This is a genomic window from Dyella nitratireducens (assembly GCF_014642835.1).
Classification (GTDB): Bacteria; Pseudomonadota; Gammaproteobacteria; order Xanthomonadales; family Rhodanobacteraceae; genus Dyella_B; species Dyella_B nitratireducens.
In genome coordinates, this window is the sequence record NZ_BMJA01000002.1 from 500,955 (window position 1) to 526,339 (window position 25,385).

At 60.2% G+C, this 25,385-nt stretch carries 24 protein-coding genes; 14 read left to right on the forward strand and 10 right to left on the reverse strand.

What is annotated here, in order from left to right; genetic code table 11:
- The first annotated feature begins 1 nt into the window (after nucleotide 1).
- On the forward strand, nucleotides 2–1,003 hold the full coding sequence (locus tag IEX75_RS13230) for a sodium:calcium antiporter (RefSeq protein ID WP_188794766.1): 1,002 nt from the start codon (nucleotides 2–4) through the stop codon (nucleotides 1,001–1,003).
- A 78-nt stretch (nucleotides 1,004–1,081) separates the two neighbouring features.
- Here IEX75_RS13230 and IEX75_RS13235 read toward each other — a convergent pair whose 3' ends face one another.
- The 4 genes from IEX75_RS13235 to IEX75_RS13250 are packed head-to-tail and all read right to left on the reverse strand — an operon-like array spanning nucleotide 1,082 to nucleotide 4,318.
- Nucleotides 1,082–1,417: a hypothetical protein gene (locus IEX75_RS13235; protein ID WP_188794767.1), complete on the reverse strand. Its 336-nt coding sequence runs from the start codon at nucleotides 1,415–1,417 to the stop codon at nucleotides 1,082–1,084.
- Entirely contained in the window at nucleotides 1,414–2,850 is a 1,437-nt protein-coding gene (locus IEX75_RS13240) for a radical SAM protein (protein WP_188794768.1), read from the reverse strand. The genes IEX75_RS13235 and IEX75_RS13240 overlap by 4 nt, the downstream gene beginning before the upstream one ends.
- Nucleotides 2,835–3,587 carry a prolipoprotein diacylglyceryl transferase gene (locus IEX75_RS13245; protein WP_188794769.1) on the reverse strand — a complete coding sequence of 251 codons (753 nt, stop codon included), beginning with the start codon at nucleotides 3,585–3,587 and terminating at the stop codon, nucleotides 2,835–2,837. Before IEX75_RS13245 ends, IEX75_RS13240 begins: the two co-directional genes overlap by 16 nt.
- Before the next feature lie 32 nt (nucleotides 3,588–3,619).
- Complete coding sequence (locus IEX75_RS13250) at nucleotides 3,620–4,318, reverse strand: 2OG-Fe(II) oxygenase (RefSeq protein WP_188794770.1); 699 nt, start codon at nucleotides 4,316–4,318, stop codon at nucleotides 3,620–3,622.
- 221 nt (nucleotides 4,319–4,539) lie between these two features.
- Between IEX75_RS13250 and carA the strand changes: the two genes are divergently transcribed.
- The 4 genes from carA (at nucleotide 4,540) to IEX75_RS13270 (ending at nucleotide 10,177) form a co-directional block, all read left to right on the forward strand.
- Nucleotides 4,540–5,667 (forward strand): glutamine-hydrolyzing carbamoyl-phosphate synthase small subunit, encoded by a 1,128-nt coding sequence (carA, locus tag IEX75_RS13255; protein ID WP_188794771.1) that lies wholly within the window; start codon nucleotides 4,540–4,542, stop codon nucleotides 5,665–5,667.
- A gap of 1 nt (nucleotide 5,668) precedes the next feature.
- Nucleotides 5,669–8,896, forward strand: a complete 3,228-nt coding sequence (carB, locus tag IEX75_RS13260) for a carbamoyl-phosphate synthase large subunit (RefSeq protein ID WP_188794772.1) — start codon at nucleotides 5,669–5,671, stop codon at nucleotides 8,894–8,896.
- Nucleotides 8,893–9,369 carry a transcription elongation factor GreA gene (greA, locus tag IEX75_RS13265; protein ID WP_188794773.1) on the forward strand — a complete coding sequence of 159 codons (477 nt, stop codon included), beginning with the start codon at nucleotides 8,893–8,895 and terminating at the stop codon, nucleotides 9,367–9,369. Before carB ends, greA begins: the two co-directional genes overlap by 4 nt.
- A 61-nt stretch (nucleotides 9,370–9,430) precedes the next feature.
- The gene (locus tag IEX75_RS13270) at nucleotides 9,431–10,177 is read left to right on the forward strand and encodes an SDR family oxidoreductase (RefSeq protein ID WP_188794774.1); all 747 of its coding nucleotides are present in this window, start codon (nucleotides 9,431–9,433) and stop codon (nucleotides 10,175–10,177) included.
- A gap of 69 nt (nucleotides 10,178–10,246) precedes the next feature.
- On the opposite strand, the gene ykgO is transcribed toward IEX75_RS13270, so the two are convergent.
- The 4 genes from ykgO to IEX75_RS13290 form a co-directional block, all read right to left on the reverse strand.
- On the reverse strand, nucleotides 10,247–10,372 hold the full coding sequence (gene ykgO / locus IEX75_RS13275) for a type B 50S ribosomal protein L36 (RefSeq protein ID WP_008215056.1): 126 nt from the start codon (nucleotides 10,370–10,372) through the stop codon (nucleotides 10,247–10,249).
- Nucleotides 10,373–10,435: 63 nt separating this feature from the next.
- Nucleotides 10,436–11,347 carry a LysR substrate-binding domain-containing protein gene (locus IEX75_RS13280; protein WP_188794775.1) on the reverse strand — a complete coding sequence of 304 codons (912 nt, stop codon included), beginning with the start codon at nucleotides 11,345–11,347 and terminating at the stop codon, nucleotides 10,436–10,438.
- Between the two features lie 230 nt (nucleotides 11,348–11,577).
- Nucleotides 11,578–13,599, reverse strand: a complete 2,022-nt coding sequence (locus tag IEX75_RS13285; protein WP_188794776.1) for an NADPH-dependent 2,4-dienoyl-CoA reductase — start codon at nucleotides 13,597–13,599, stop codon at nucleotides 11,578–11,580.
- A gap of 84 nt (nucleotides 13,600–13,683) precedes the next feature.
- Nucleotides 13,684–13,944, reverse strand: a complete 261-nt coding sequence (locus IEX75_RS13290; RefSeq protein ID WP_188795680.1) for an acyl-CoA-binding protein — start codon at nucleotides 13,942–13,944, stop codon at nucleotides 13,684–13,686.
- A gap of 108 nt (nucleotides 13,945–14,052) precedes the next feature.
- Here IEX75_RS13290 and cmk point away from each other — a divergent pair, with 108 nt between their 5' ends.
- From cmk to galU, 8 genes are all read left to right on the forward strand, one after another.
- Nucleotides 14,053–14,733: a (d)CMP kinase gene (cmk, locus tag IEX75_RS13295; RefSeq protein ID WP_188794777.1), complete on the forward strand. Its 681-nt coding sequence runs from the start codon at nucleotides 14,053–14,055 to the stop codon at nucleotides 14,731–14,733.
- Between the two features lie 164 nt (nucleotides 14,734–14,897).
- Nucleotides 14,898–16,571, forward strand: a complete 1,674-nt coding sequence (gene rpsA, locus IEX75_RS13300) for a 30S ribosomal protein S1 (protein WP_188794778.1) — start codon at nucleotides 14,898–14,900, stop codon at nucleotides 16,569–16,571.
- A 41-nt stretch (nucleotides 16,572–16,612) separates the two neighbouring features.
- Complete coding sequence (locus IEX75_RS13305) at nucleotides 16,613–16,939, forward strand: integration host factor subunit beta (protein WP_268236487.1); 327 nt, start codon at nucleotides 16,613–16,615, stop codon at nucleotides 16,937–16,939.
- 201 nt (nucleotides 16,940–17,140) lie between these two features.
- Nucleotides 17,141–17,401, forward strand: a complete 261-nt coding sequence (locus IEX75_RS13310; RefSeq protein WP_188794780.1) for a DUF1049 domain-containing protein — start codon at nucleotides 17,141–17,143, stop codon at nucleotides 17,399–17,401.
- A complete protein-coding gene (gene lapB / locus IEX75_RS13315) occupies nucleotides 17,398–18,573 on the forward strand; it encodes a lipopolysaccharide assembly protein LapB (RefSeq protein ID WP_188794781.1) in 1,176 nt (391 codons plus the stop codon). Before IEX75_RS13310 ends, lapB begins: the two co-directional genes overlap by 4 nt.
- Nucleotides 18,566–19,612 (forward strand): MraY family glycosyltransferase, encoded by a 1,047-nt coding sequence (locus IEX75_RS13320; protein WP_188794782.1) that lies wholly within the window; start codon nucleotides 18,566–18,568, stop codon nucleotides 19,610–19,612. Before lapB ends, IEX75_RS13320 begins: the two co-directional genes overlap by 8 nt.
- The gene (locus IEX75_RS13325; protein WP_188794783.1) at nucleotides 19,599–21,494 is read left to right on the forward strand and encodes a polysaccharide biosynthesis protein; all 1,896 of its coding nucleotides are present in this window, start codon (nucleotides 19,599–19,601) and stop codon (nucleotides 21,492–21,494) included. Before IEX75_RS13320 ends, IEX75_RS13325 begins: the two co-directional genes overlap by 14 nt.
- A complete protein-coding gene (gene galU, locus IEX75_RS13330) occupies nucleotides 21,495–22,367 on the forward strand; it encodes a UTP--glucose-1-phosphate uridylyltransferase GalU (protein WP_188794784.1) in 873 nt (290 codons plus the stop codon).
- 49 nt (nucleotides 22,368–22,416) lie between these two features.
- Here the strand turns inward: galU and IEX75_RS13335 are convergent, their stop codons facing one another.
- Together IEX75_RS13335 and IEX75_RS13340 are read right to left on the reverse strand one after the other, a co-directional pair.
- On the reverse strand, nucleotides 22,417–23,190 hold the full coding sequence (locus IEX75_RS13335) for a DUF2182 domain-containing protein (RefSeq protein ID WP_229720817.1): 774 nt from the start codon (nucleotides 23,188–23,190) through the stop codon (nucleotides 22,417–22,419).
- Nucleotides 23,191–23,261: 71 nt separating this feature from the next.
- Nucleotides 23,262–24,029, reverse strand: coding sequence for a DUF899 domain-containing protein (locus tag IEX75_RS13340; RefSeq protein ID WP_188794786.1), 768 nt, complete (start codon nucleotides 24,027–24,029; stop codon nucleotides 23,262–23,264).
- Between the two features lie 130 nt (nucleotides 24,030–24,159).
- Here IEX75_RS13340 and IEX75_RS13345 point away from each other — a divergent pair, with 130 nt between their 5' ends.
- A complete protein-coding gene (locus IEX75_RS13345) occupies nucleotides 24,160–25,380 on the forward strand; it encodes a helix-turn-helix domain-containing protein (RefSeq protein WP_188794787.1) in 1,221 nt (406 codons plus the stop codon).
- The last annotated feature ends 5 nt before the right edge of the window (nucleotides 25,381–25,385 follow it).

Sequence of the window (25,385 nt, forward strand, 5' to 3'; positions counted from 1 at the left end):
CATGCTGATCACAGCTCTGCTGTTCCTGCTCTCTGCAGCAGCCATCTATGCGGCCTGCGAGTACTTCGTCAACAGCGTCGAATGGCTGGGGAAAAAGCTCAATCTAGGTGAAACCGCCACCGGTACTGTGCTGGCGGCGTTTGGCACGGCGTTGCCGGAAAGTGCGGTGACCTTCATGGCCGTGATCACGGGGCGCACTCCTGAAGTTCGCGATATCGGCGTTGGCGCAGCGATGGGCGGTCCACTGGTGCTCGCAACGATTGCCTACGCGGTGGTTGGTGTCGCGTTGTGGTGCCATCGCAGCCGGTTGGGTCGTGTGGATGGTCGCGTGCAGGTCGAGCATGCGCGATTGTCGCGTGATCAAGCTTGGTTCCTGTCGATCTTTGTCATGAAGTGCGCGCTCGGCTTGATTGCCTTCGCGTTCAAGCCGTGGCTGGGTGTGCTGTTCCTGCTGGCGTATGCACTTTATGTGTGGCGCGAGTTGAAGGATGAGAGCGAGGCATCCGATGACGAGCAACTGGAGCCGTTGAAATTTCAGTCCCGCGCGGCAACGCCTTCCATGCTGGCGGTATCGCTGCAGGCCGCGCTGTCGCTACTGGTGATTGCGATAGCTTCACACATCTTCGTTTCACAGATAGAAGCCATTGGTGTGGCCATGCATCTACCGCCGCATCTCGTGGCGCTGGTGCTGAGTCCGGTAGCCACCGAATTGCCCGAAACGATGAACGCGCTGATTTGGGTGCGCCAGGGCAAAGAGCGACTGGCACTCGCCAACATCTCTGGCGCGATGATGATTCAAGCCACCGTCCCCAGTGCGCTAGCCATCTTCGCTACACCTTGGCTGTTCGATGCGCCGCTGGTGGTGTCAGGTCTGCTGACCATGCTGGCTATTATTTACCTGTGGCAGCTGTTCCGTCGAGGCAATGTCGATGGTCGTGCCTTGATTTCCGTGGGCGCGCTTTATGGGGTGTTTGCTGTTTACGCGGTTTGGCGCTTTCTGTGAGCGCCGCGACATCTATAACGATGTTGCCTGATGGCGCGGCATCAGTAGTGAATGGCCTTCCGTTCACCCCGGCGTGTGCTAGATATGGGACAGCATGCCGAAACAGGCGGCGACAAGCAGCAAACCGACAGCAAAGATCGATAGCAACCCAAGCAATAATCCGTGACCCATGCGTGGCTTGTCTTTCCGATAGGAAAGAATAGCCAGGGCGACGATGAGCAAATAGGGCAGCAGGCCCGTCACAATGAGCCGATTGGGGCCGATATTCAGTGCGGCAGCGATCGCTATGCACAATGGCGTTCCCACCACCGCAATCGCCCATGCAAGGCCGATTCCGGCACCGAGCGAACCTTTGTCCTCGGGTGGTTCGTTCGAACGAAATGCACTGGGCGGGGGCGTGTATAGGTCGCTCATGCAGAAGCCCTCCCAATGGCATGTGTCTGGTCGATTTCCGCGCGCAACGCCTGCAGCTTCATCGCCTTGTCGTCGCGGTAGAACAGGTTGAACGTATCGAACGGAATGAGTCGCCCATCCGGCTGCGCAATATGCACGCAGGATTTTTTCACGGCGCGCAAGTCGAAGCTGTGCGCGTCGATAAACTGCATGATGAGGATACGAAACACATTGCGATAGCTCAGCGATGCCGGTGCCTGGATCTGCGGCAGGCAGCACAGTAGATCCGACAGCGAGCACGCTTGCGATTCGGGCGAATGGTTGGTGGCGAATAGCTGGAAGATGTGTTCACGCAGTCCTTCGTCACGCTCGACCACGATGGTGTTGCGTCCCTTGCTGACCAGGGTTTCGGGTGAAACGAAACGCGTCAGCGGCAGCACTTGGTTTTCCAGCTTCAAGGCATAGGCCATCGCCAGGCAGTCCGGATTGCAAGGTACTGGGATCAGGTCATCGGGGCGGAAGAGCGTGCTTTGGTCGAGGATGCGGCGGCGAACTTCGCTCAAGGTCAGGCGGTCACGCCCGCTGTCGTAGCCTTCCAGGCGTCCGGCAGCCTGGATGGGCTGGAAGGTGACACCGCGCACGCAGGGTTGGGTCAGTGCGAAATCGATGATCGAGCCCAGTTCCTCATCATTCAGTCCCTTCTTGACGGTGACCACCAGGGTGGTGGAAATGTCGTGGCGGTTAAGTTGCTCCAGCGCCTTCAAGCGTACGTCACGTAGCTTTGCGCCACGTAAATCCTTGTGCACCTCGTCACGCAGCGAATCGAATTGCAAATAGAGTTCGAAACCCGGCTGATAGCCGGCCAAACGTTCGGCAAATCCCGACTCTTGCGCGATGCGCAGACCGTTGGTATTGACCATCAGGTGCCGAATCGGCCGTTGCCGTGCTGCGTCGAGGATCGCGAAGAAATCCGGATGCAGGGTTGGTTCGCCGCCGGAGATCTGCACGACGTCGGGTTCGCCTTCATTGGCAACCACTGCGTCGAGCATGCGTTCGATCGTGCCTAGCTCACGGAAACCGGGTCGATGAGGGCCGCTTTCTGCATAGCAAATCGGGCAGCGCAGATTGCAGTGATCGGTGACCTCTACCAAGGTGAGGCACGAGTGCTGCATGTGTTCCGGGCACAGTCCGCAGTCATACGGGCAACCGTAGTGCTGCGGGGTGTTGAATTGCTTGGGCAATTCCGGCGGCTTGATGTACAGCTCGCGGCATTGACGGTAGTACGCTGCATCATCCGCGATCAACACGCGTTCGCGGCCATGATGGATGCACCATTTTTCCAGATAGACGCGCTCGTCCTTGATCAGAATCTTCGCCTCCACCCGACGCAAGCAGATGCTGCAGATGGATACGGCGCTGTCGTAAAACAGGTATGGCCTTACCTTGGCACCCATGCGCTGCTGCTCCCCTTCAACAGAACGTTCGCGATCCTTGGAATGTCCCGATGGTAGTAGAGCAAGCCGGCAACGCAAAGTAGCTGCAGACCGGACAGATGGCCTGGGTAGGCGTAGAACACCGGCTTGATGAATTCCACCAGCAGGCGGAAACCGAGATAGCCGATCATGAAGGCGCGAAAGCGATCGCCCGGCTGCGCGAACGCATTGCGGCGGGCATGAATACAAGCGTATTGCACAAGGAGGAATAGGATTTCATAAAGCTGTGTGGGATGGCGCATGATGCCATCGCCGAAATCCACGCCCCATGGTAGTGAAGTAGGGATGCCGTAGGTGTGATCATCCAAGCCGGCCAGATAGCATCCGATGCGGCCGATGCACATACCCACGGTCAGCGGGAGGACGAATGCATCGCCCGTGGATTGCCCGATGCCTGTGATCCTCTTGCACAGTTCCACGCCTAGCAGACCGCCCAGCAGCGCGCCGATGATGGATTTGCCTTGCAAGAGATGGCGCCAGTCGGGAAAGTTCTGGAACGCGGTGAGCGGGTCGTCCAGCCAATAGGAAAGCTTGGCGCCCAACGCGGCGCCGACAATCGCGCCGACTGCAATCCACGCCACTTCGTCCTTGTCATTGAAAGCACTCGGCGCGAGACGCTGGCGCGTCCACAGAAAGGTGCGAAAACCGGCTGCATAGGCCAGCGTTTCGAAGACGGTATGCAGCGCGACAGGCGTCATGTCGACATGTCCAGCTGGTGTGATGGGCGCGGTCAGTCCCGATGCGCCGCGTTGCGATCGCGTCCGGCCCCCAGCTTGCGATCGAGCACACCAAACAGCTTCTTGAACGTGCGCGCGAACTTTCCGCGCTTGGTCTTGCGCAGTTTTTCTTCTTCGCTGGTGAGCCAAGCCACTTGGATTACACGGCGCTCGCCTTCGTACGGCAGGTGCCCGTGGAAGGAATTCTCGCAGCGCTTGAATACGGCAAATTCGCCATAGAGCGGCTTGAGTTCGGGCGCGACGAGATCGTCGATGTTGTCCACGCGGTTGAGAAAGCGCAAGCAACCATCGCTGGTGTCGGGCCATTGCGTGTTGAGATAGAGCAAGGCGGTGGCGACCTTGGAGCGGCTGTCGGTATGGATGGTGCCGTGGCGCTTGTTCAAGGCGCGGCAAAGCGTTATCAGGGTGGGATACTGCCCAAGGTTTTCGATGCCGAGATAACGGCCGATGGCGCTGGCGAATTGGGGCGTGGTGAGTTGCTCGACAAGCGCGTTGACTGAAGGGCCGCAGTCAGTCGAGTCATAGGGAAAGAAGCCGGCGCTGCTGTACTTGGGGAAATCCCGCTCCAGGTCGCCGCGCGCTTCGTCCGGCAGTTGGCCGTGCGCGATCATGAACGGGAACGGCTGCTGGCGTACGTCGGTGTCCGGGCGATCGAGTCGTGCGGGGTCCAGCAGTAGGGCGGTCGCGTTCATCGAATTTCGCAGCTTTCCTGGCTAAGTCTCGGCGCAGTCTAGCGCGAGTGTGCGGCCGGCGCGCCATATGACTATCCGTTTTGGGAGGTCCATTCGGGTGGACAGAAAGGCGCGCGAAGCCTATCATTTCAACCCGCCCGAGACTTTCCTTCACCTAAGGTCCACAAGCCTGCTTCGATGCGGCTTGCGGACCTTGCTGTACCTAAAAGGCGGCCCCTTCCATGCCTCATTCCGCTCTGCTTGCCCTCGAAGACGGCAGCGTATTCCACGGCCACTCCGTAGGTGCGACTGGCGAAACCGTTGGCGAAGTCGTTTTCAACACGGCGATGACGGGTTATCAGGAAATCCTCACTGATCCCTCCTACGCTCGCCAGATCGTTACCCTTACGTATCCGCACATCGGCAACACCGGCTGCAACGAGGTGGATGCCGAGTCCGACAAAGTGCATACCGCCGGCCTGATTGTGCGTGACGTACCGCGCCGGCCCAGCAACTGGCGCAGCACCGAAAGCCTGCCCGATTACTTGAAGCGCCATGGCATCGTCGCCATCGCAGGCATTGACACGCGCCGGCTCACGCGCATTCTGCGTGACAAGGGCGCACAGAATGGTTGCCTGGTGGCTGGCGAATCGATCGACGCCGAGGCGGCACTCGCCAAGGCGCGCGCATTCCCCGGCTTGAACGGCATGGACTTGGCCAAGGTGGTCAGTGTGGACAAGCCGTACAACTGGAACGAGGGCGTATACGACCTCGACCGCACCGTGTTCCATGAAACGGACAAGCGTTTCAACGTGGTGGCTTATGACTACGGTGTGAAGCGCAACATTCTGCGTCTGCTGGCGGAGCGTGGTTGCGAGATCACGGTGGTGCCTGCGCAGACGCCGGCTGCCGACGTGCTGGCCATGAATCCGGATGGCGTGTTCCTCTCCAACGGTCCCGGCGATCCGGCAGCCTGCGATTACGCCATTGCTGCCACGCGCGAATTCCTGGCCAAGGAAATTCCGCTGTTCGGTATCTGCCTGGGGCACCAGATCATGGGCGCCGCCGTTGGTGCGAAGACGATGAAGATGAAGTTCGGCCATCACGGCGCGAACCATCCGGTGAAGGATCATGACGACGGCCGTGTGCTGATCACCTCGCAGAACCATGGTTTTGCGGTGGATGCATCCACGCTGCCTTCCAATGTGCGGGTCACGCACACCTCGCTGTTCGATGGTTCGCTGCAAGGCTTCGCGCTGACTGACCGCCCCGCGTTCTGCTTCCAGGGACATCCGGAAGCGAGTCCAGGTCCGCACGATATTCGTTACTTGTTCGAGCGTTTTGCCAAGTTGATGCAGGAGACCCGCTGAGATGCCCAAGCGTAACGACATCAAGAGCATCCTGATTATTGGCGCTGGCCCGATCGTGATCGGTCAGGCCTGCGAGTTCGACTACTCTGGCGCACAAGCGTGCAAGGCGCTGCGCGAAGAGGGTTACCGGGTGATCCTGGTTAACTCGAATCCGGCCACGATCATGACCGATCCGGAGATGGCCGACGCTGTCTACATCGAGCCGATAAACTGGCAGACGGTGGAACGCATCATCGCCAAGGAGCGCCCGGATGCGGTGCTGCCCACCATGGGCGGCCAGACCGGTCTCAACTGCGCGCTCGATCTTGCCGACAACGGCGTGCTCGAGAAATACAACGTCGAGCTGATCGGCGCTTCGCGTGAAGCCATCCGCATGGCCGAAGACCGCGAGCTATTCCGCGTGGCGATGGCCGAGATCGGCCTGGAATGCCCGCGCGCTGCGGTGGCCAGGTCGTTCGAGCAGGCGGTGGAAATTCAGGCCACCGTGGGCTATCCGACCATCATCCGCCCTAGCTTCACGCTCGGCGGTTCCGGCGGCGGTATCGCGTACAACCGCGAGGAATTCGAAGAGATCGTCAAGCGTGGTCTTGAGCTTTCGCCAGTGCACGAGGTGCTGGTGGAAGAGTCCGTGCTCGGCTGGAAGGAATTCGAGATGGAAGTAGTCCGCGACAAGGCGGACAACTGCATCATCGTGTGCTCGATCGAGAATCTCGATCCAATGGGCGTGCACACCGGCGATTCCATTACGGTGGCCCCGGCGCAGACGCTCACCGACAAGGAATACCAGCGCCTGCGCGATGCCTCCATCGCGGTGCTGCGCAAGATCGGCGTCGATACCGGTGGTTCCAACGTGCAGTTCGGCGTGAATGCCGAAACCGGTCGCGTGGTGGTGATCGAGATGAATCCGCGCGTGTCGCGTTCGTCGGCGCTGGCTTCGAAGGCCACCGGTTTTCCGATTGCCAAGGTCGCGGCGAAGCTGGCCGCGGGTTACACGCTGGATGAGCTCAAGAACGACATCACTGGCGGTCTCACGCCGGCTTCGTTCGAGCCGACTATCGATTATGTGGTTACCAAGATCCCGCGGTTTGCCTTTGAAAAATTCCCGCAAGCCGACGCACGCCTCACTACGCAGATGAAGTCAGTGGGCGAAGTGATGGCGATCGGGCGCAGCTTCCACGAATCGCTGCAGAAGGCGCTACGCGGTTTGGAAATCGGCAAGACCGGTCTCAATCCCACTGGCCTGGATATCGCCAGCGATGAAGGCCTGGCCACGCTCAAGCGTGAATTGCGCGAGCCGCGGCCGGATCGCGTGTTCCACCTGGCCGACGCATTCCGCGCCGGCCTTACGCTGGAAGAAGTGCACGATCTCAGCCACGTTGACCCGTGGTTCCTTGCCGCGTTCGAAGACATCGTGTTGACCGAGAAGGAAGTGCGCGAGCAAGGCCTGACCGCACTTGACGCCGCGCGCATGCGCGAGCTGAAGCGGCTCGGTTTCGCCGATGCCCGCCTGGCAGAACTCACCAACACGGATGAGGCGGCGATCCGCCATCTGCGCCGCACACTGGGCGTGCGCCCCGTGTACAAGCGCGTGGACTCTTGCGCGGCCGAGTTTGCGACGACTACGGCATACATGTACTCGACCTACGAGGAAGAGTGCGAAGCCAATCCCACCAGCCGCGACAAGATCATAGTGCTGGGTGGTGGTCCGAACCGCATCGGGCAAGGCATCGAATTCGACTATTGCTGCGTACACGCTGCATTGGCGCTGCGCGAGGACGGGTTCGAGACCATCATGGTCAACTGCAACCCGGAGACCGTCTCCACCGACTACGACACGTCGGATCGCTTGTACTTCGAGCCGCTCACGCTCGAAGACGTGCTGGAAATCGTCGATCTGGAAAAGCCGAAGGGCGTGATTGTGCAGTACGGTGGCCAGACGCCACTGAAGCTTGCGCGCGCGCTGGAAGCTGCCGGCGCACCGATCATCGGCACCACGCCGGATTCGATCGACTTGGCCGAAGACCGCGCGCGCTTCCAGCAGATGATCGCCAAGCTTGGCCTCACGCAGCCGCCGAACCGCACTGCGCGCAATGCCGATGAGGCCTTGGCGCTGGCGCGCGAGATCGGCTATCCGTTAGTGGTGCGTCCCAGCTACGTGCTGGGTGGCCGTGCGATGGAAGTGGTGTACGACGACGCGGACCTGTCGCGCTATATCCGCGAAGCCGTGCAGGTGTCGAACGATTCGCCGGTGCTGCTCGACCGCTTTCTCGATCATGCGGTGGAAGTGGACGTGGACGTTATCGCCGACTGCGACGGCAACGTGCTGGTTGGCGGCATCATGGAGCACATCGAAGAAGCCGGCGTGCACTCGGGCGATTCGTCTTGCTCGCTGCCGCCGTACTCGCTGTCGCCCGCGATCCAGAACGAACTGCGTCGCCAGGTTGGCCTGATGGCGAAAGAGCTGAAAGTGATCGGCCTGATGAACACGCAGTTTGCGATTCAGGGCGATACGGTGTTCATCCTGGAAGTGAATCCACGTGCCTCGCGCACCGTACCCTTCGTGTCCAAGGCTACCGGCGTGGCGCTTGCCAAGATTGCCGCACGCTGCATGGCCGGCCGCACGTTGGAAGAGCAGGGCGCTACACGCGAGGTTATTCCGGGTTATTACTCGGTGAAGGAAGCGATCTTTCCGTTCTTGAAGTTCCAGAACGTCGATCCGATTCTCGGCCCCGAAATGCGCTCCACCGGCGAAGTGATGGGTGTGGGCCGCAGCTTCGGCGCTGCGTTCGCACGCGGCCACGATGCGGCCGGTATCAAGACGCCACCGCGGGGCAAAGTATTCGTGTCCGTGCGTGATGCCGACAAGGATCGCCTGTTGCCGATCGCCGCAGATATCGCTACGCGTGGCTTTACACTGGTCGCTACGGCCGGTACCGCAAGCTATCTCACTTCGCATGGCGTGATCTGTGAGCGCATCAACAAGGTGCTTGAAGGTCGCCCTCATATCGTCGACCTGATCAAGAACGGTGAGATCGTCTATATCGTCAACACCACTGAAGGTAAGCAGGCGATTGCTGACTCATTCTCGATCCGGCGCGAAGCCCTGCAGCATCGTGTCACCTATTCCACGACGGTTGCAGGCGCGCGTGCACTGGTGCATTCACTGGATTACCACGACAGTGGTGAGGTACACAGCCTTCAAGAACTACACAAGGAGCTGAACGCATGAGTCGCGCACCCATTACCAAGGCAGGTTCCGAGCGTCTGCGCGCCGAGTTGGAACGCCTGAAATCGGTTGAGCGTCCCAAGATCATCGCGGCTATTGCCGAAGCACGTGCGCATGGCGATCTGAAGGAAAACGCCGAGTATCACGCGGCGCGCGAGCAGCAGAGCTTTATCGAAGGCCGCATCAAGGAACTTGAAGCGGCGCTCTCCACGGCAGAGGTGATCGACGTATCGCGTCTGAATCCGGGTACTAAGATCGTGTTCGGCGCGATCGTGGAGCTTGAGGACGAGGAAAGCGGCGAGGCGGTGAAGTACCAGATCGTTGGCGACCTGGAAGCCGACATCAAGCAAGCCCTTATCGCCGTATCCTCGCCCATTGCGCGTGCGTTGATTGGCAAGAGTGAAGGCGACAGTTTCGAGTTCACAGCGCCGAATGGTGTGAAGCGTTACGAAATTACCGGCGTCAGCTACGAATGAGCCAAGCCAGGCATCTGCGTTTTGTGGATGCCTGGCACATTCTTGATACGGTGCATCCGACATGGCGAACATAGCTTTGATCACCGGTGCAAGTCGTGGCATAGGCCGTGCGACTGCAAAACTTCTTGGCGCACGTGGTTGGTCGGTTGGGGTCAACTTCGCGCAAAACGAACATGCTGCTCAGGAAACCGTTGCTGAAGTGTTCCAGGCTGGCGGTCGCGCCTGTGCGATTCGTGGCAATGTTGCTGACGAAACGGATGTCATCGCCATGTTCGATGCAATTGAGTCGACATTCGGGCGTCTGAATGCCTTGGTCAACAACGCGGGTATTGTCGCGCCATCCATGCCGTTGGCTGACATGAGCGTTGCGCGACTTAGGCAAGTGTTCGATGTCAACGTGTTAGGCGTCTATCTATGTGCCCGTGAGGCGGCGCGACGCATGTCGAAGGATCGCGGTGGTATGGGCGGGTCTATCGTCAACGTATCGTCTGCGGCGTCACGACTCGGTTCGCCGCGCGAATATGTGGATTACGCAGGTTCAAAAGGGGCCGTCGACACGATGACGGTCGGTCTTGCCAAAGAACTCGGTGGGCAGGGCGTTCGTGTCAATGCGGTACGCCCCGGGCTTATCGACACCGAAATTCATGCAAGCGGCGGACGCCCGGATCGCGCCGCCGCGCTTGGAGCGCAAACGCCGCTTGGTCGTGCAGGAGCCGCGAACGAAGTTGCAGAAGCGATTGTGTGGCTGTTGAGTGATGCTGCTTCGTACGTCACCGGTTCGTTGCTCGACGTAAGTGGTGGCCGCTAGACACTTGGTGGTTCGGGCATAAAAAAAGCCGCTTTGCGGCGGCTTTTTTTATCGGCTCGTGGCGCTCGATCAACGCTGGCGTGCTTTGAAACGCGGGTTGCTCTTGCAGATCACGAACACTTTGCCGCGACGGCGCACAACCTTGCAGTCACGGTGCCGCTGCTTGGCGGACTTCAAAGAGGAAAGCACCTTCACGGCAGGCTCCTGGAACGAAACGAAACAAAGAAAGCACGCAAGTATAGCTATTTCAATCGCTTGTCACAAGCCTATGGCGACTTTTGCGGCCGCGACCGTTTCCAGGCATTGCAGTACTACTGGCGATGGGTTTTCAGCCAGGCTGGCTACCGCTAGCACGAGGTAGGCGTCGGGATCGGCCAGGGGCACATAGCTTACCCCGGCCAGTTTAACCACCTGCATGCTGGCAGGGATCAGCGCCAGGCCGACGCCTGCGGCCACCAAGGCAAGCAGGCCATTCAACTGTTGGGCGTGTTGCCGGATTACTGGGTGGAAGCTGGCCTTGGCGGCCAGGCGCAGCAGCCGGTCGTAAAGCGTTGCTGCCAGCTCACGTGGTTGGACCACGAAGGGATCGCCGGCAACCTCGCCCAGCTCCACGCTTTGCCTACCGGCCAAGCGATGGCCTTCTGGCAAGGCAAGCAGCAGGGGTTCGCGATCGATGACGTCTACCCGGAGGGCCTGGGCATCGTCCTCATGTGTGGGCACGTCGCGCACGAATCCAACATCGATCTGGCCATTACGAATGGCCGAGAACTGCGGTTGCGTATACATCTCACTCAGCCACACGCGTACGTTAGGGGCGTTTTGGCCAAGCCTTAGCAGCGTCTGCGGCAGGGCGGGGTGGAAAGATACGGACACGGTATAGGCGAGCTTTAGATGCCCGCTAAAGCCTGCTGCAGCCTCCGCGACCTGGGTTCGAGCCTCATCCGCCATGGCCAGGATCTGCCGGGCCTGGTCAAGAAATAACCGCCCCGGTGCGGTAAGGGTGACGTTGCGCTTATCACGCTCAAGCAGACGTACGCCCAAATCTTGTTCCAGTGCCTGGATCTGCTGGGAGAGTGGGGGCTGCGAAAGATGCAAGCGTTGGGCGGCACGAGTAAAGCTCAGTTCCTCGGCGACAGCGATGAAGTAGCGCAATTGGCGAAAATCAAACATATATGACTTTCGAATAAGTTGGAGTCTAAATATATATTTGATTCTGTATCGCGTCGATCATAATATAGCCCTTGTCGCACCACTGACCCCCTCCCCCCGAGTGGTGTAGACCTCGCCCCGCAGCGACGCTACCCCCGCGGTATTTCGGCATCCCTCCCCAGAGCCAATACCGACGCGTCGCTCGCGGGGCGCTTCCTTTCTCTTCCCTTTAAAAGGCTTACCGAGCTTTCTTAAAGCTCAGCGGCAAGTCGTGTCCCTTGGGCGATGGCGCGCTTGGCGTCCAGCTCCGCGGCGACGTCGGCACCACCAATCACGTGCACACGGGGATGCCCCTGCGCAGTCAGGGCATCGGCGAGGCTGCGGTTAGGTTCCTGGCCGGCGCAGACGATCACGTTGTCCACAGGCAGTACCTGGAGCTTGCCATCGACGGTGACGTGCAACCCCTGGTCGTCGAAGCGTTCGTAGCTGACGCCGCCCAGCATGGTGACCTGTTTGTTCTTCAGGGTGGCACGGTGAACCCAGCCGGTGGTTTTGTTGAGACGCGAACCCGGCCGGCCGGCCGTACGTTGCAGCAACCAGACCTGTCGCGTCGGGGGCTCCGGCTGCGGACTCAATAGACCGCCGGGCTGGCCTAGCTGCATATCCACGCCCCATTCACGCGTCCAGCGCGCGATGTCTGTAGCGGGTGAGGGCGTATGTTCAACCAGGAACTCAGCAACATCGAAGCCGATGCCACCTGCACCGATGATGGCGACGTGCTGGCCTACGGGCTTATTTCGCGCCAATACGTCGAGATAACTCAGTACGCGTGGATCGTCACTGCCCGGAAAATTCACTGGGCGCGGTGTGATGCCGGTGGCAACAATGACATGGTCATAGTTTTGCGCCTTGAGCGAAGTCGCATCCACGAGCTGTCCCAACTGCGTGAGCACACCGGTGTCGGCGAGGCGATGCCTGAAATAACGCAGTGTTTCATGGAATTCTTCCTTGCCGGGAATGCGCTTGGCGTAATTGAACTGGCCACCGATCTCATGGGCGCCGTCGATCAGCGTGACATCGTGGCCGCGTTCGGCCAGTGTTGCCGCACAAGCCATGCCCGCGGGGCCTGCACCAACAACGGCCATGCGCTTGCGTGTCTTGCTTGGGACAATACGCAGCTCTGTTTCATGGCAAGCACGGGGATTGACCATGCAGGTCGCGCGCTGATTGAGAAATACGTGATCAAGGCAAGCTTGGTTGCAAGCAATGCAGGTGTTGATGCGCTCGCTGTGGCCAGCCTTTGCCTTGATGGCCCATTCCGGATCGGCGAGTAGAGGTCGTGCCATCGACACCATGTCCGCTTCGCCGCCGGCAAGAATTCGCTCGGCGACATCAGGCATGTTGATGCGATTGGTGGTGATCAGTGGAATGGACACTTCGCCTTTGAGTTTTTTTGTGACCCAGCTGAAGCCTGCACGCGGGACGCTGGTAACGATAGTTGGCACACGTGCTTCGTGCCAGCCGATGCCGGTATTGATGATGCTGGCACCTGCCGCTTCAACGCCTTTGGCGAGCGTGACGATGTCTTGCCAGGGCTGCCCACCTTCCACCAGGTCGAGCATCGAAAGGCGGTAGATGATGATGAAATCCTTGCCGACGGCTTCACGCATGCGCCGCACGATTTCCAGTGGGAAACGCATACGCTTGTTGGCATCGCCGCCCCATGCGTCGTTGCGCTGATTGGTGCGTGTGGCGATGAACTGATTGATCAAATAGCCTTCTGAACCCATCACCTCAACACCGTCATAGCCGGCTTCGCGCGCTAACTGTGCGCAGCGGACGAAATCCCCGATGGTGCGTTCTACGCCACGCGCGCTAAGTTGGCGCGGCTTGAATGGCGTTATCGGCGACTGAACGCGTGAAGGCGCTACGGACAGCGGGTGATAGCCATAACGCCCTGCATGCAGGATCTGCATGCAGATGCGCCCACCTTCCACATGCACCGCTTGGGTGATCTTGCGGTGCCGAGGCTTGTGCCAGGGCAGGCTCATGCGTCCGCCGAAGGGTTTCAGCCAGCCTTCGATGCTAGGGGCGATGCCACCGGTCACCATCAGGCCTACGTCGCCGCGTGCGCGCTCGGCAAAATACGCCGCCAGCTTGTCGAAATCGGCCGCCTTGTCTTCCAGCCCGGTATGCATCGAGCCCATCAGGATGCGGTTGGGCAAGGTGACGTGGCCCAGGTCGAGCGGGGCAAACAGATGGGGGTAGTTCATGCGACGACCGTCATTCAAACGATCGTATGAATGTGCCCGCTATTCACGGTGGGCGCAAGTGGCCCGCGCGCGGCAGCTGCCGTCTCAGTCGAGCAATTGTTGTACCAGTCCCACGTATTGGCGCATCGCCTCGTCCTGGGACATGCCCTTCAGACGTGACCAGGCTTCCTGCTTGGCGGTGCCGATGAAGTCGAAAAAGCTGGTGGGTTGGCAATCGTGCACGTCGCCTTCCAGGGCCTGCTTGTAGAGCGCGTAGAGCGCGAGCAACGTGTCGTTGTCAGGCCGTTCCTTGCGTCGCCGGAGGTCATCGGCGGCCTGGTGGAACTGGCGGTGGAGGTCATTCATGGAGGACGGCTGATAGCCGGATACGGTCGATGAGGAACTGGTAAGCATGCGCCTGGCACCCCTGCAAACACGATAAGCTAAGCACTTCCCGTGCCATCAGGTCCGTCCATGCCAACACGCCAGTCCGTGCCCGTACTCACCATCGACGGACCTTCTGGATCAGGCAAAGGCACGATTAGCCGGCTGGTGGCGGAGCACCTGGGCTGGCGTTTGCTGGATTCCGGGGCGTTGTACCGGGCGGTCGGCTATGCCGCGGGTGCGGCCGGGCTGGATATTTCCGATGCCGAGGCCGTGACCCGTTGCGCGCAAACCACGAAGATCCAGTTCCGTGCGGCGCCACATGATGGCGAAACTCGCGTGATCGTCAATGGGCACGATGCCACAGACGAGCTGCGTACCGAGACCGCCGGGGCCGCGGCTTCGGCCATTGCCTCGATTCCCTCAGTGCGCAAGGCGCTGGTCGACCTGCAACTGAGCTTCCGCAAGTCTCCTGGCCTGGTGGCAGACGGGCGCGACATGGGCACGGTAATTTTTCCCGATGCACCGTACAAGGTATTCCTCACTGCCAGCGCAGCTGAAAGGGCGAAAAGGCGTTATAAGCAGTTGAAGGAAAAGGGGCTGAGCGTTACACTTGCCACCCTCCAGAGCGAAATTGAGGCGCGTGACACCCGCGATGCATCGCGAGCCGTGGCACCGCTGAAACCCGCCCGCGATGCGGTGCTGGTGGATACCACCGGCATGGGGATCGAGGATGTGGTCGCTAAAGTTTTGGCCGTCGTGAATCCGTAACCGGATTGCGGCGGTATTGGCGCTTCATGTCGCGGCATGAAGTTTTGGGTCAACGGTGCGAGGGAGCGATCCCGACCACCCACAACCGGTGGGCCTGCCCATCTGCGCAATTACTCCGACGGCGCGCAGTGGGGTGAGGGCCTTTTCTTATTTTTGGAATCAACATGACTGAAAGTTTTGCCGAGCTGTTTGAACAGAGCCAACAGGCCATTTCTAAACTGAAGCCGGGCGCCATCGTCACCGGCATCGTTGTGGAAATTCGCAACGACGTCGTCGTGATCAACGCCGGCCTCAAGAGCGAAGGCATTGTTCCGATCGAGCAGTTCAAGAGCGAGAATGGCGAGTTGGAAGTGCGCGTTGGCGACGAGGTGAAGGTAGCCCTCGACGCACTGGAAGACGGCTTCGGCGAGACCAAGCTCTCCCGTGAGAAGGCCAAGCGTTCCATGGTATGGGACGACCTCGAGCAGGCCTTCGACAAGGAAGAGACCATCACCGGCAAGATCTCCGGCAAGGTCAAAGGCGGTTTCACCGTCGACATCAAGGATGTTCGCGCGTTCCTGCCGGGTTCGCTGGTCGACGTGCGTCCGGTACGCGATCCGGTGTACCTGGAAGGCAAGGATCTCGAATTCAAGATCATCAAGCTGGACCGCAAGCGCAACAACGTTGTTGTCAGCCGCCGCGCCGTCGTCGAGACCGAGTTCTCCGAGGAGCGCGAGAAGCTGCTGGAGCGCCTGACCGAAGGCGCGGTCGTGAAGGGTACAGTCAAGAACCTGACCGACTACGGCGCGTTCGTGGACCTCGGCGGTATCGACGGTCTGCTGCATATCACCGACATGGCATGGAAGCGCGTGCGTCATCCGTCCGAAGTCGTCAACGTGGGCGACGAGTTGGACGTCCGCGTGCTGAAGTACGACCGCGAGCGCAACCGCGTGTCGCTGGGTCTGAAGCAGCTGGGCGACGATCCGTGGGTCGCCATCTCGCGTCGCTATCCGGTCGGCAGCCGCCTGTTCGGCAAGGTCTCCAACGTCACCGATTACGGCTGCTTCGTCGAGATCGAACCGGGCGTGGAAGGCCTGGTGCACGTGTCCGAAATGGATTGGACCAACAAGAACGTCAATCCGGCCAAGGTCGTGCAGGTCGGCGACGAGACCGAAGTGATGGTGCTGGACGTGGATGAAGAGCGTCGCCGCATCTCGCTGGGTATCAAGCAGACGCGCTCGAACCCGTGGGAAGCTTTCGCCGCCACGCATAAGAAGGGCGACAAGGTGTCCGGCCAGATCAAGTCGATCACCGACTTCGGCATCTTCATCGGCCTGGACGGCGGCATCGACGGTCTGGTGCATTTGTCCGACATCTCCTGGCAGGCGTCCGGCGAAGACCTCGTGCGCAACTTCAAGAAGGGCGACGAGATCGAAGCCGTGGTGCTGGCGGTGGATCCGGAGCGTGAGCGCATCTCGCTCGGCATCAAGCAGATGGAGCAGGATCCGTTCGGTCACTTCATGGCCGTCCATCCGCGTGGCGCAATCGTCAACGGTACGGTGAAGGAAGTCGACGCCAAGGGCGCGGTGATTGATCTCGGTGACGGCGTCGAGGGTTACCTCCGCGCCAGCGATATCGCCAAGGAGCGCATCGACGATGCTACCCAGCATCTGAAGGTGGGCGACAAGGTGGAAGCGAAGTTCACCGGTATGGATCGCAAGGGCCGTCAGCTTTCGCTTTCGATCCGCGCCAAGGATGAGGAAGAGCTGCAAGACGCCATGGCCGAATACTCGTCCGCGTCGGGTGGCACGACCAAGCTTGGTGCGTTGCTCAAAGAGCAGCTCAACAAGGCTGAATGATGTAGTGCCTGCATCGGGGCGGTGTTGCGCCGCCCCGATTCATTCCACGTCACGGACATTGGGGACCCATGACCAAATCCGAGCTGATTGAGGCGCTGGCCAGGCGTCAGACCCATCTTGCGTTCAGCGATGTCGAGCTGGCAGTCAAGAATGTCATCGAGCAGATGAGCCAGGCATTGGCGACCGGCGAACGCATCGAAATACGCGGCTTCGGCAGTTTCGCGTTGCATTACCGGCCGCCGCGCATGGGACGCAATCCCAAGACGGGTGATGCGGTCGCTTTGCCCGGCAAGCATGTTCCGCACTTCAAGCCAGGCAAGGAATTGCGTGAGCGCGTGAATTTGCATCTGGAGCAGCAGGCCGGCTGAGGCCTTCGTCAACATCGCTTATTCCGACAGGCAGGCAGCTTTGGCTGGTCCTGCCTTTTTCTTTTGCCGTACCGTTTTTCCTCAGGGAGGGTGCTCGTTTCGCGAGTGCCAACGTTATGGTTCAACGAAAGTGACGAACCCACCTGAATCACACTTCACATTCCTCTGGGAGCTGTTCAGTCAATCGGGTAAAGTCACACGATGCGATTGATCGTCATGCTGCTATTGCTACTGTTCATCGCCGGGGGAGTGATCCTGGGGGCGCTCAATGCGGACCTCGTCGGCTACGACCTCGCGTTTGCACGTGTCCAGGTTCCGAAGGGCGCCGCCTTGCTGGCTATGCTTGCACTGGGCTGGATTCTTGGCGGCCTGACGGCCTGGCTCGGTGTCACCACGCGGCATCGTCGTGAGCGACGACGCACGGCCAAGGTTCAGGGCGCCAAGGCAACGAAAACACCATGAGTGTCTTCTATTCGCTGCTGGCTCTGCTCATACCGGCGGCCTTTCTGAGTGGCTGGTGGACCGCGCGGCGCGCTGGTGTGCGCCGTTCGGGCGTACAGGTCAGCGAGCTGTCCTCCGATTACTTCCGCGGCCTGAACTACCTGCTTAACGAAGAGCAGGACAAGGCGATCGAGGTGTTCCTCAAGCTCGCCGAATACAACCGCGACACCGTAGAAACGCACTTAGCGTTAGGCAACCTGTTTAGGCGTCGCGGTGAAGTGGATCGAGCCATCCGTCTGCATCAACATCTGGTCTCCCGGCCCGGCCTGTCGGAAGGCATGAAGACCGTGGCCTTGCTTGAACTGGGCGAAGACTACATGCGCGCCGGTCTGCTCGACCGCGCCGAGGCGCTGTTCTCGGACCTGGTGGCGATGAACGCGCATGCACCATCGGCCTTGCGTCATCTCATCGCGATCTACCAGCACGAGCGCGACTGGCATAAGGCCATCGAACACGCGCGTCGCCTGGAAACGATGACCCGCGAAGAAGAGGGCACCACCATCGCGCAGTTTTATTGCGAATTGGCCGAGCAATCGCGCCAGCATGGTGCGCGTGCCGAGGCACGGGAATATCTGCAGCAGGCTTTTGCTTCCCAGCCAAATTGCGTACGCGCCTTCATGCTGACCGGGCGCCTGTATGCGGAAGAGGGACAGCACACCGATGCGGTGGACGCGTATGAGCGCGCGGTGGAGGCGGATATCGCTTTTGTACCGGAAATCCTGCCGCCCTTGCTCGACAGCTATGCGCGTTCTGGCCAGATGGAGCGTGCAGAGCGTTTCCTGCGCGATATCCTGGCACGCTATCACGGTATCTCGCCCGTGCTCGCGCTTACGCATCTGTATCAGCAACGCGATGGCGAAAAGCTCGCCATCGATTTCCTCACCTCGCAATTGCGCCAGCGTCCTTCCGTGCGCGGACTGATGGCCTTGATCGATGCGACCATGGACAAGATCGAAGGCGAAGCGCGGGAGAATTTCCTGATCCTGCGCGATCTCACGCGCAAGCTGCTTGAGGGGCAGGCGATGTATCGCTGCAGCCATTGCGGTTTTGGCACCAAAGCGCATCACTGGCAGTGCCCGAGTTGCAAAGGCTGGAGCACGATACGGCCGATTCACGGGGTGGCCAATGAGTGACGCGATCGCGGCTGGTTTAGCCCCGATCACGCTTGCCGTTGTGTTTGCTCTCCTGGCCGCCCTGGCTGTGGTGCGAGCGGCCATCGCTTACGCCCATCGTCGCGGCATGTTCGATCAACCCGGGCAGCGGCGTTCGCACAAGATCGCGACGCCGCGCGGCGGTGGCATCGGCATTGTCGCCGCGGTGCTGTTGACCATGCCGATATGTCTGCTGCCGCCATCATCGCCATGGCCGCTTCACCTCGTCATCACGCTGTGGGTCACAACGGCGATGATTGCTTTGATCGGTTGGTGGGACGATCACAGTTCCTTGCCAGTACTTCCACGCTTCGGAGTGCAAATACTGGCTGTTGCCCTGTTTTCACTGAGTCTGATCAGTGGACCCCTGAGTTGGCTCTGGTTGCCGCTATGGGTGCTGGGGGGAACGTGGAGCGTCAATTTGCATAACTTCATGGATGGCATCGACGGTCTGCTCGCGCAGCAGGGCATGTTCGTTGCCTGCGGTCTTGCCGTACTTGCAGGGCGTATCGGCCAACCCGCGCTGATGGGTGCCGCGGCTTGTGTAGCTGCAGCCTGCCTGGGCTTCTGGTACTACAACCGCTCGCCGGCGCGCATTTTCATGGGGGATGTGGGCAGCGGTGCCATCGGCCTTCTGCTTTTTGCGCTGACTGCCATGCTGTGGCGTTTGCACTGGCCGCTGGTGTGGCCGGCTCTGATCCTGAGTTCAGCTTTCGTGACGGATGCCAGCCTTACCCTGCTCACTCGTATGCTGGCAGGCAGGCGCTGGTATGCTGCGCACCGCGAACATCTGTATCAATGGATCGTACGCAGGGGCTATACGCATGCTGCGAGTGCAGCTTGGTACCTGGGGTGGAATCTGCTCGTTGCTGCACCGCTGGCTGCGTGGGCGTTCGAAAAACCAGGGATGGGGCTATTAGCCTGCATCGTCACTTATGCGATCGCGGTGGTCGTTTGGGTCCATACCAAGCGTCGCTTGATCAAGCGGGATCGATACAAGGTTCGTCATGTCCATACGTAAATGGGTCGGTACAGTTCATCCGCGAGCGGCAGTGGTTCTTCATGACCTGCTCGTTACAGCCTTGGCTTGGTGGGTGGCCAAGGAATTGCGCTACGCGCTTGACCCCAAGCTGATCATCACCTTCGAACCGTACGAATTTCCGATCGTGCTGGCCGTGCAGGGTTTGGTCTACGCATGGACCGGTCTTTACAAAGGCGTGTGGCGCTTCGCCAGCCTGCCGGATCTGTGGAATATCTTGCGCGCGGCCATCGTCGGCACGGTAGCGATCGGCGTTTCCTTGTTCTTGTATGGACGTCTGGACGGCGTGCCTCGTTCGGTATTGCTGCTGTATCCCTTCGTGCTGGCCTTGTTTCTCGGTACGCCACGTCTGGCCTATCGCTTCTGGAAGGACAGCCGCATCGACCTTTTCATGAATGCCAAGACGCAGCGTGTGCTGATAGTCGGTGCGGATAGCGCCGGCGAAGCGCTGTCGCGCGACCTGCATCGTGATACCCGCTTCATGGTCGTCGGCTTCGTCGATGATCGGCGTTCGCTGCGCGGTGCGCGCATCAATGGCAAGCCGGTACTGGGTTCGGTGGAACAATTGCCGGAAGTTGCCAAAGAGTCGGCCGTGCAGATGCTGCTGATCGCCTTGCCAGGCGCCAGCGCGCGCCAGATGCGCCAGGTGGTGGAGCTATGCGATCGCACCGGCTTGCCTTACCGCACCGTGCCCAAGCTTGAAGACGTCGTGGCAGGGCGTGCTCAGTTCAACCAGATCAAGGAAGTATCGATCGAAGATCTACTCGGACGTGACGCGGTCGAGCTGGATTGGACGCGCATTCGTGAAACGCTGACCAGCCGTCGTGTGCTGGTGACTGGCGGCGGTGGTTCGATCGGTTCGGAGCTGTGCCGGCAGGTGGCACGACTTGGCGTACAGGCGCTCACCATCGTCGAATCTTGCGAATACAACCTGTATCAGATCTCGCAGGAGTTGCGCGCGGCCTATCCAGAACTGCTGCTCAACAGCGTGCTGACCGATTGCGGTGACACGGTTGCCATGCGTCGCTTGTTCGCCGAGGTAAAGCCGCAGGTGGTGTTCCACGCGGCCGCCTACAAGCACGTCCCCATGCTGCAAGGCCAATTGCGTACGGCCGTGCGCAACAACGTACTGGCAACGCGTACCATGGCCGACCTGTCGAGTGAAACGGGTGTCGAATGCTTCGTGCTGATCTCCACCGACAAGGCCGTCAATCCAACCAGCGTGATGGGCGCGTGCAAGCGCATCGCGGAAATCTGGTGCCAGAACCTCAACGCCCATTCGAATACCCATTTCATCACCGTGCGGTTCGGCAACGTGCTGGACTCGGCCGGTTCCGTGGTCCCTTTGTTTCGCCAGCAGATCCATGCGGGTGGGCCCATCACGGTCACGCATCCGGAAATCTCCCGCTACTTCATGACCATCCCCGAAGCTACTCAGCTGATCCTGCAGGCGGCGGCGATCGGGCAGGGCGGTGAAATCTTCGCGCTGGACATGGGCGAACCGGTCAAGATCCGCGATCTCGCCGAACAGATGATCCGGCTGGCCGGCAAGAAACCCGGTACGGAAATTCCCATCGTCTACACCGGTCTGCGTGCCGGCGAAAAATTGTTCGAAGAATTGTTCCATCCGCTGGAAAACTACAGCGCGACGACACACAACAAGATATTTCTAGCGCAGCACCGGCCGGTATCGTGGGACTTGTTGCAGGCGCAGATGGCCAAGGCCACTCATGCCGTACGCAGCTTCAACGAAGACGAACTGCGCCAGTGCGTGTCTAGTCTGCTTCCATCATTCAGTTGGAGCGACGTTGCCCAACCCAGCAACGTGATTCCGCTAAGACGCAACGATATTGGAGAGAAGTGAGTGAGTAAGCCATTGCGCAAGGTGGTGTTTCCAGTAGCTGGTCTCGGTACACGCTTTCTTCCGGCCACCAAGGTGGTCGCCAAGGAAATGCTGCCCGTGCTGGACAAGCCCCTCATCCAGTACGCCGTCGACGAAGCCGTCGATGCCGGGGCCGATACGCTGGTATTCGTCACCAATCGCTACAAGCACGCGATCGCCGATTACTTTGACAAGGCCTACGAGCTGGAAGCCAAGCTGCAGGAAAAGGGCAAGGATGAATTGCTCGCCCTAGTGCAAGGTACGCTTCCGCGCAACGTCCGCGCTATCTTCGTCACGCAGCCCGAAGCGCTGGGCCTTGGCCACGCGGTGCTGTGCGCCAAGCCGGTCGTGGGCGACGAGCCCTTCGGCGTGGTCCTGCCAGATGACCTGATCTGGAACAAAGGCAAAGGCGCCCTGCGCCAGATGGCCGAGCTTGCCGAAACCGAAAACGCTGGCGTCATCGCTGTGGAAGAAGTGCCGCACGACCAGACCGACAAATACGGCATCGTCGATGCCGAGCCGGTCGATGAGCGCAGCGCGCGCATCCGCTTCATGGTCGAAAAGCCCAGGCCGGCCGATGCACCGTCCAACTTGGCCGTCGTCGGCCGTTATGTATTGCCGGGCCGTATCTTCCAGTTGCTCGAGCAGACCAAGCCGGGTGCCGGGGGCGAAATCCAGCTCACCGACGCCATCGAATCCTTGCTGATGGAGCAGGGCAAGGTACTCGCCTATCGCTTCGAAGGCACCCGCTTCGATTGCGGCAACAAGGCCGGCCTGGTGCGCGCCACCATGCATATGGCAATGCAGGACCCGAGCCTGGCGAAGGTTGTGCGCGAAGTCGCCAAGTCGTATTGAGCGGCCGTCGTCCTTGTAAAAGCAGGGACGGCATCAAGTGGTTGTTTCGTCAAGCGATCAGAAACAATCCCGTTCCCATGGCGATAACCCCGATAGCTTGCGCCACAAGCTTGCTTGCTGGCGCAACCCGCTCAGCGGTAATAGCTAACGTAACGAACACCATCGCGCGCAGGTCCATGACGCCGATCACCAACTGAATCGCCGTCAGATTGGTGCAGCTCAGGCAGCAATGAAGTCCCAGGCACATGCCCTGCCGCCATGCGCTGCTCGATTGTGCGGGAAGCATACGAGCGTGCCTCAGCGCTTCCCGGCAGCGAGCAAGATGGCGAATTTTCCAGGGAGTGAACTGGAGCGTGCCGGCCATCAAAACGATCACACCGGCCATCATCGGAACGATGCGCGCCAACGCGGGCCATTGCATTTCCGCTGCCGTCAAGGTGACGCCTAGTGGAAAGACGAGCATGCCAAACAGCGTCCACACAAAGAAATATCCCATGCCCACCAGCACGGTCAGCCGTTCTAATGGCATGCCGCCGGTCGCGTTTACGGCCTGGCGATAGCGCTGCAATGTCGGGATCAAAGACGGCAGCATCATCGCCGCCATCATCACGTCCCACATGACGATGAATGATGTTGCAGCGCTGCCCCATGTCTGGCCGGGCATACGCATCCACGTCATCGACATTGTCCAGCCACCCGGCATCGGCATGGCATTCATGCGGGACATGGATGCGCACCCGACGATCGTCAGCACCGCGCAGAGGGCGGAGAGCGCCGCCGCGGCGGCGAAGAAGGTGCGTTCTGTACTTTGCGAGGCAATCATGGCCATCTCGATGCGGCAGGTTCACTAGATAGACGAAGCGGGCATCGCGATTTCGACATCCACAGGGCGCTTTACCGCTTGCCGTACTCGTCATGCCGGCACCACCAGACGTTCGTCTCGTTGCGCCCCTTGGGCGCACGGTCCAGCCACTGGAACATGCCCCACAGGCCATCCAAACCACGCGCGTACGCGGAATAGGTGTGATAGACAACGCCATCTTCAAGCACGAACGCACTTACACCTGGTCTTTCGCGCACGTACGTCAGTGCATCCGTTCCTGTTGAATGGGCTTGATCGATGACAACCTGCGAGAACTGCGTTGTCTTGTCCATGGCGTGGCCGCCGCGTTGGTAGTTGTATTCGAACGTCCCTTCGCGCTGTTGTTCTTCGGTGATGGAGACGGTGAAATCAAAATTGAAATCGCCGCCGAGCGAAGACGCCCAAGGGAATGTCCATCCCAGGCGTCGCTTGTATGCCTGCAACTTGCCCAGCGGTGCGCGCGATACGGCCCACAGCATCACGTCATGATTCGCCAAGTGCGTGGCAATGCCGTTGAAACCATCGGCGATCGCCGAGCAGGAGGGGCAGCCCGCCGAGAACTCCGGCCCGAACATGAAGTGATAGATGAGAAGCTGCGAGCGTCCACGGAACAGATCCGCGAGCGAAGCGCCGCCCTCATCGGTATCGAAGCGGTATCCCTTGTTGACGGGCACCCATGGCAGCTCCTGTCGCTGGCGGGCAAGCTCGTCGCTGCGATGAGTCAGTTCCTTCTCTGCCTTGAGCAGCTCGATCCGCGCTGCCAACCATTCTTCGCGGGTACCAATCGTATGCGTGGTCATGGTTCTCAACTCCGTTCGTTGAATGCGTTTTGCGTTCTCTTTTCGTCATGGCCAGGTGCTTCCTGGCCATGGGATATAGTTAACGCCTGGGCTCCGAACGAGTGGGAGTGACAAGTGTGGCGCGATTCCGATGGATTCCCTGATCACCGCCGCAGCGCGCGCACTCGCCACGGGTGATCCTCTCGGCGCCTTGAAGCGGGTGGCCCTGCGTGACGATGCGCCCGGCCTTGCGCTGCGGGGCATTGCCATGGCACAGCTCGGCGATTTCGTGCGAGCCAAGGCGCTGCTGCGAAGCGCTGCGCGGGGATTCGGTCCCAAAGAAGCGGTGGCTCGGGCCAGATGCATCGTTGCCGAAGCCGAAATCGCGCTCGTTTCACGTGATTTGAGTTGGCCGGTGAAAACGCTCGAGGTTGCGCGTGCAACGCTGCAATCGCATGGCGACCGGGTAAACGCGGCGCATGCGCGGAATATCGAAGTTCGACGTTTGCTCCTGCTCGGCCGCATCGACGACGCCGAACGCATGCTTGCCGAACTCGACCCGACGCCCTTTCCACCCGCATCAAGGGCTGCGCACGAACTGATCGTCGCAGGTATGGCCATTCGCCGTTTGCAGACAAAGCGTGCGCGTGTTGCCTTGGCACGGGCAGGACATGCCGCGCACTTAGCGAATATTCCAGCGCTGATGGCGGAAGTCGAAAGTGCATCACGCGTATTGGATGCTCCCGCGGCGCGCTTGATTGCACGAGGCGACGAACGTCTTCTCCTGCTGGAAGAAGTCGAAACGCTGCTGGCATCACCGACGTTCGTCGTGGACGCATGCCGTCATGTAGTGCATGGCGAGGGTGCCGTCATGTCGCTCGCAACGCGCCCCATCTTGTTCACGCTGATGCGCCGACTGGCGGAGGCGTGGCCTGCCGATGTGTCGAGGAGCCTGCTCATTGCTGATGCTTTTCGCACCAAGCATGCCGATGAATCGCATCGCGCGCGCTTGCGGGTCGAAATGGGGCGCCTGCGTGCCATGTTGCGGCCGATGGCCGAGGTGAGCGCGACGGAGCGAGGCTTTGCATTGGCGACGCATCATGCAAGCGACGTTGTCGTGCTGGCGCCACCCACGGAAGAACGGCACGCATCGGTGCTCGCCTTGCTTGCGGATGGCGAGTCATGGTCGAGCTCGGCCTTGTCCATCGCGCTGGGCGCCAGCCCCCGTACCGTACAACGCGCGCTCGAATCGCTTGCCGCAACCGGTAAGGTGCAGTCGTTCGGTCGCGGACCTGCACGTCGCTGGATGACTCCACCCGTGCCTGACGTCCCGTCGATTTTGTTACTCCCAGGTCCGTTACCAAGTGACTAGCATGA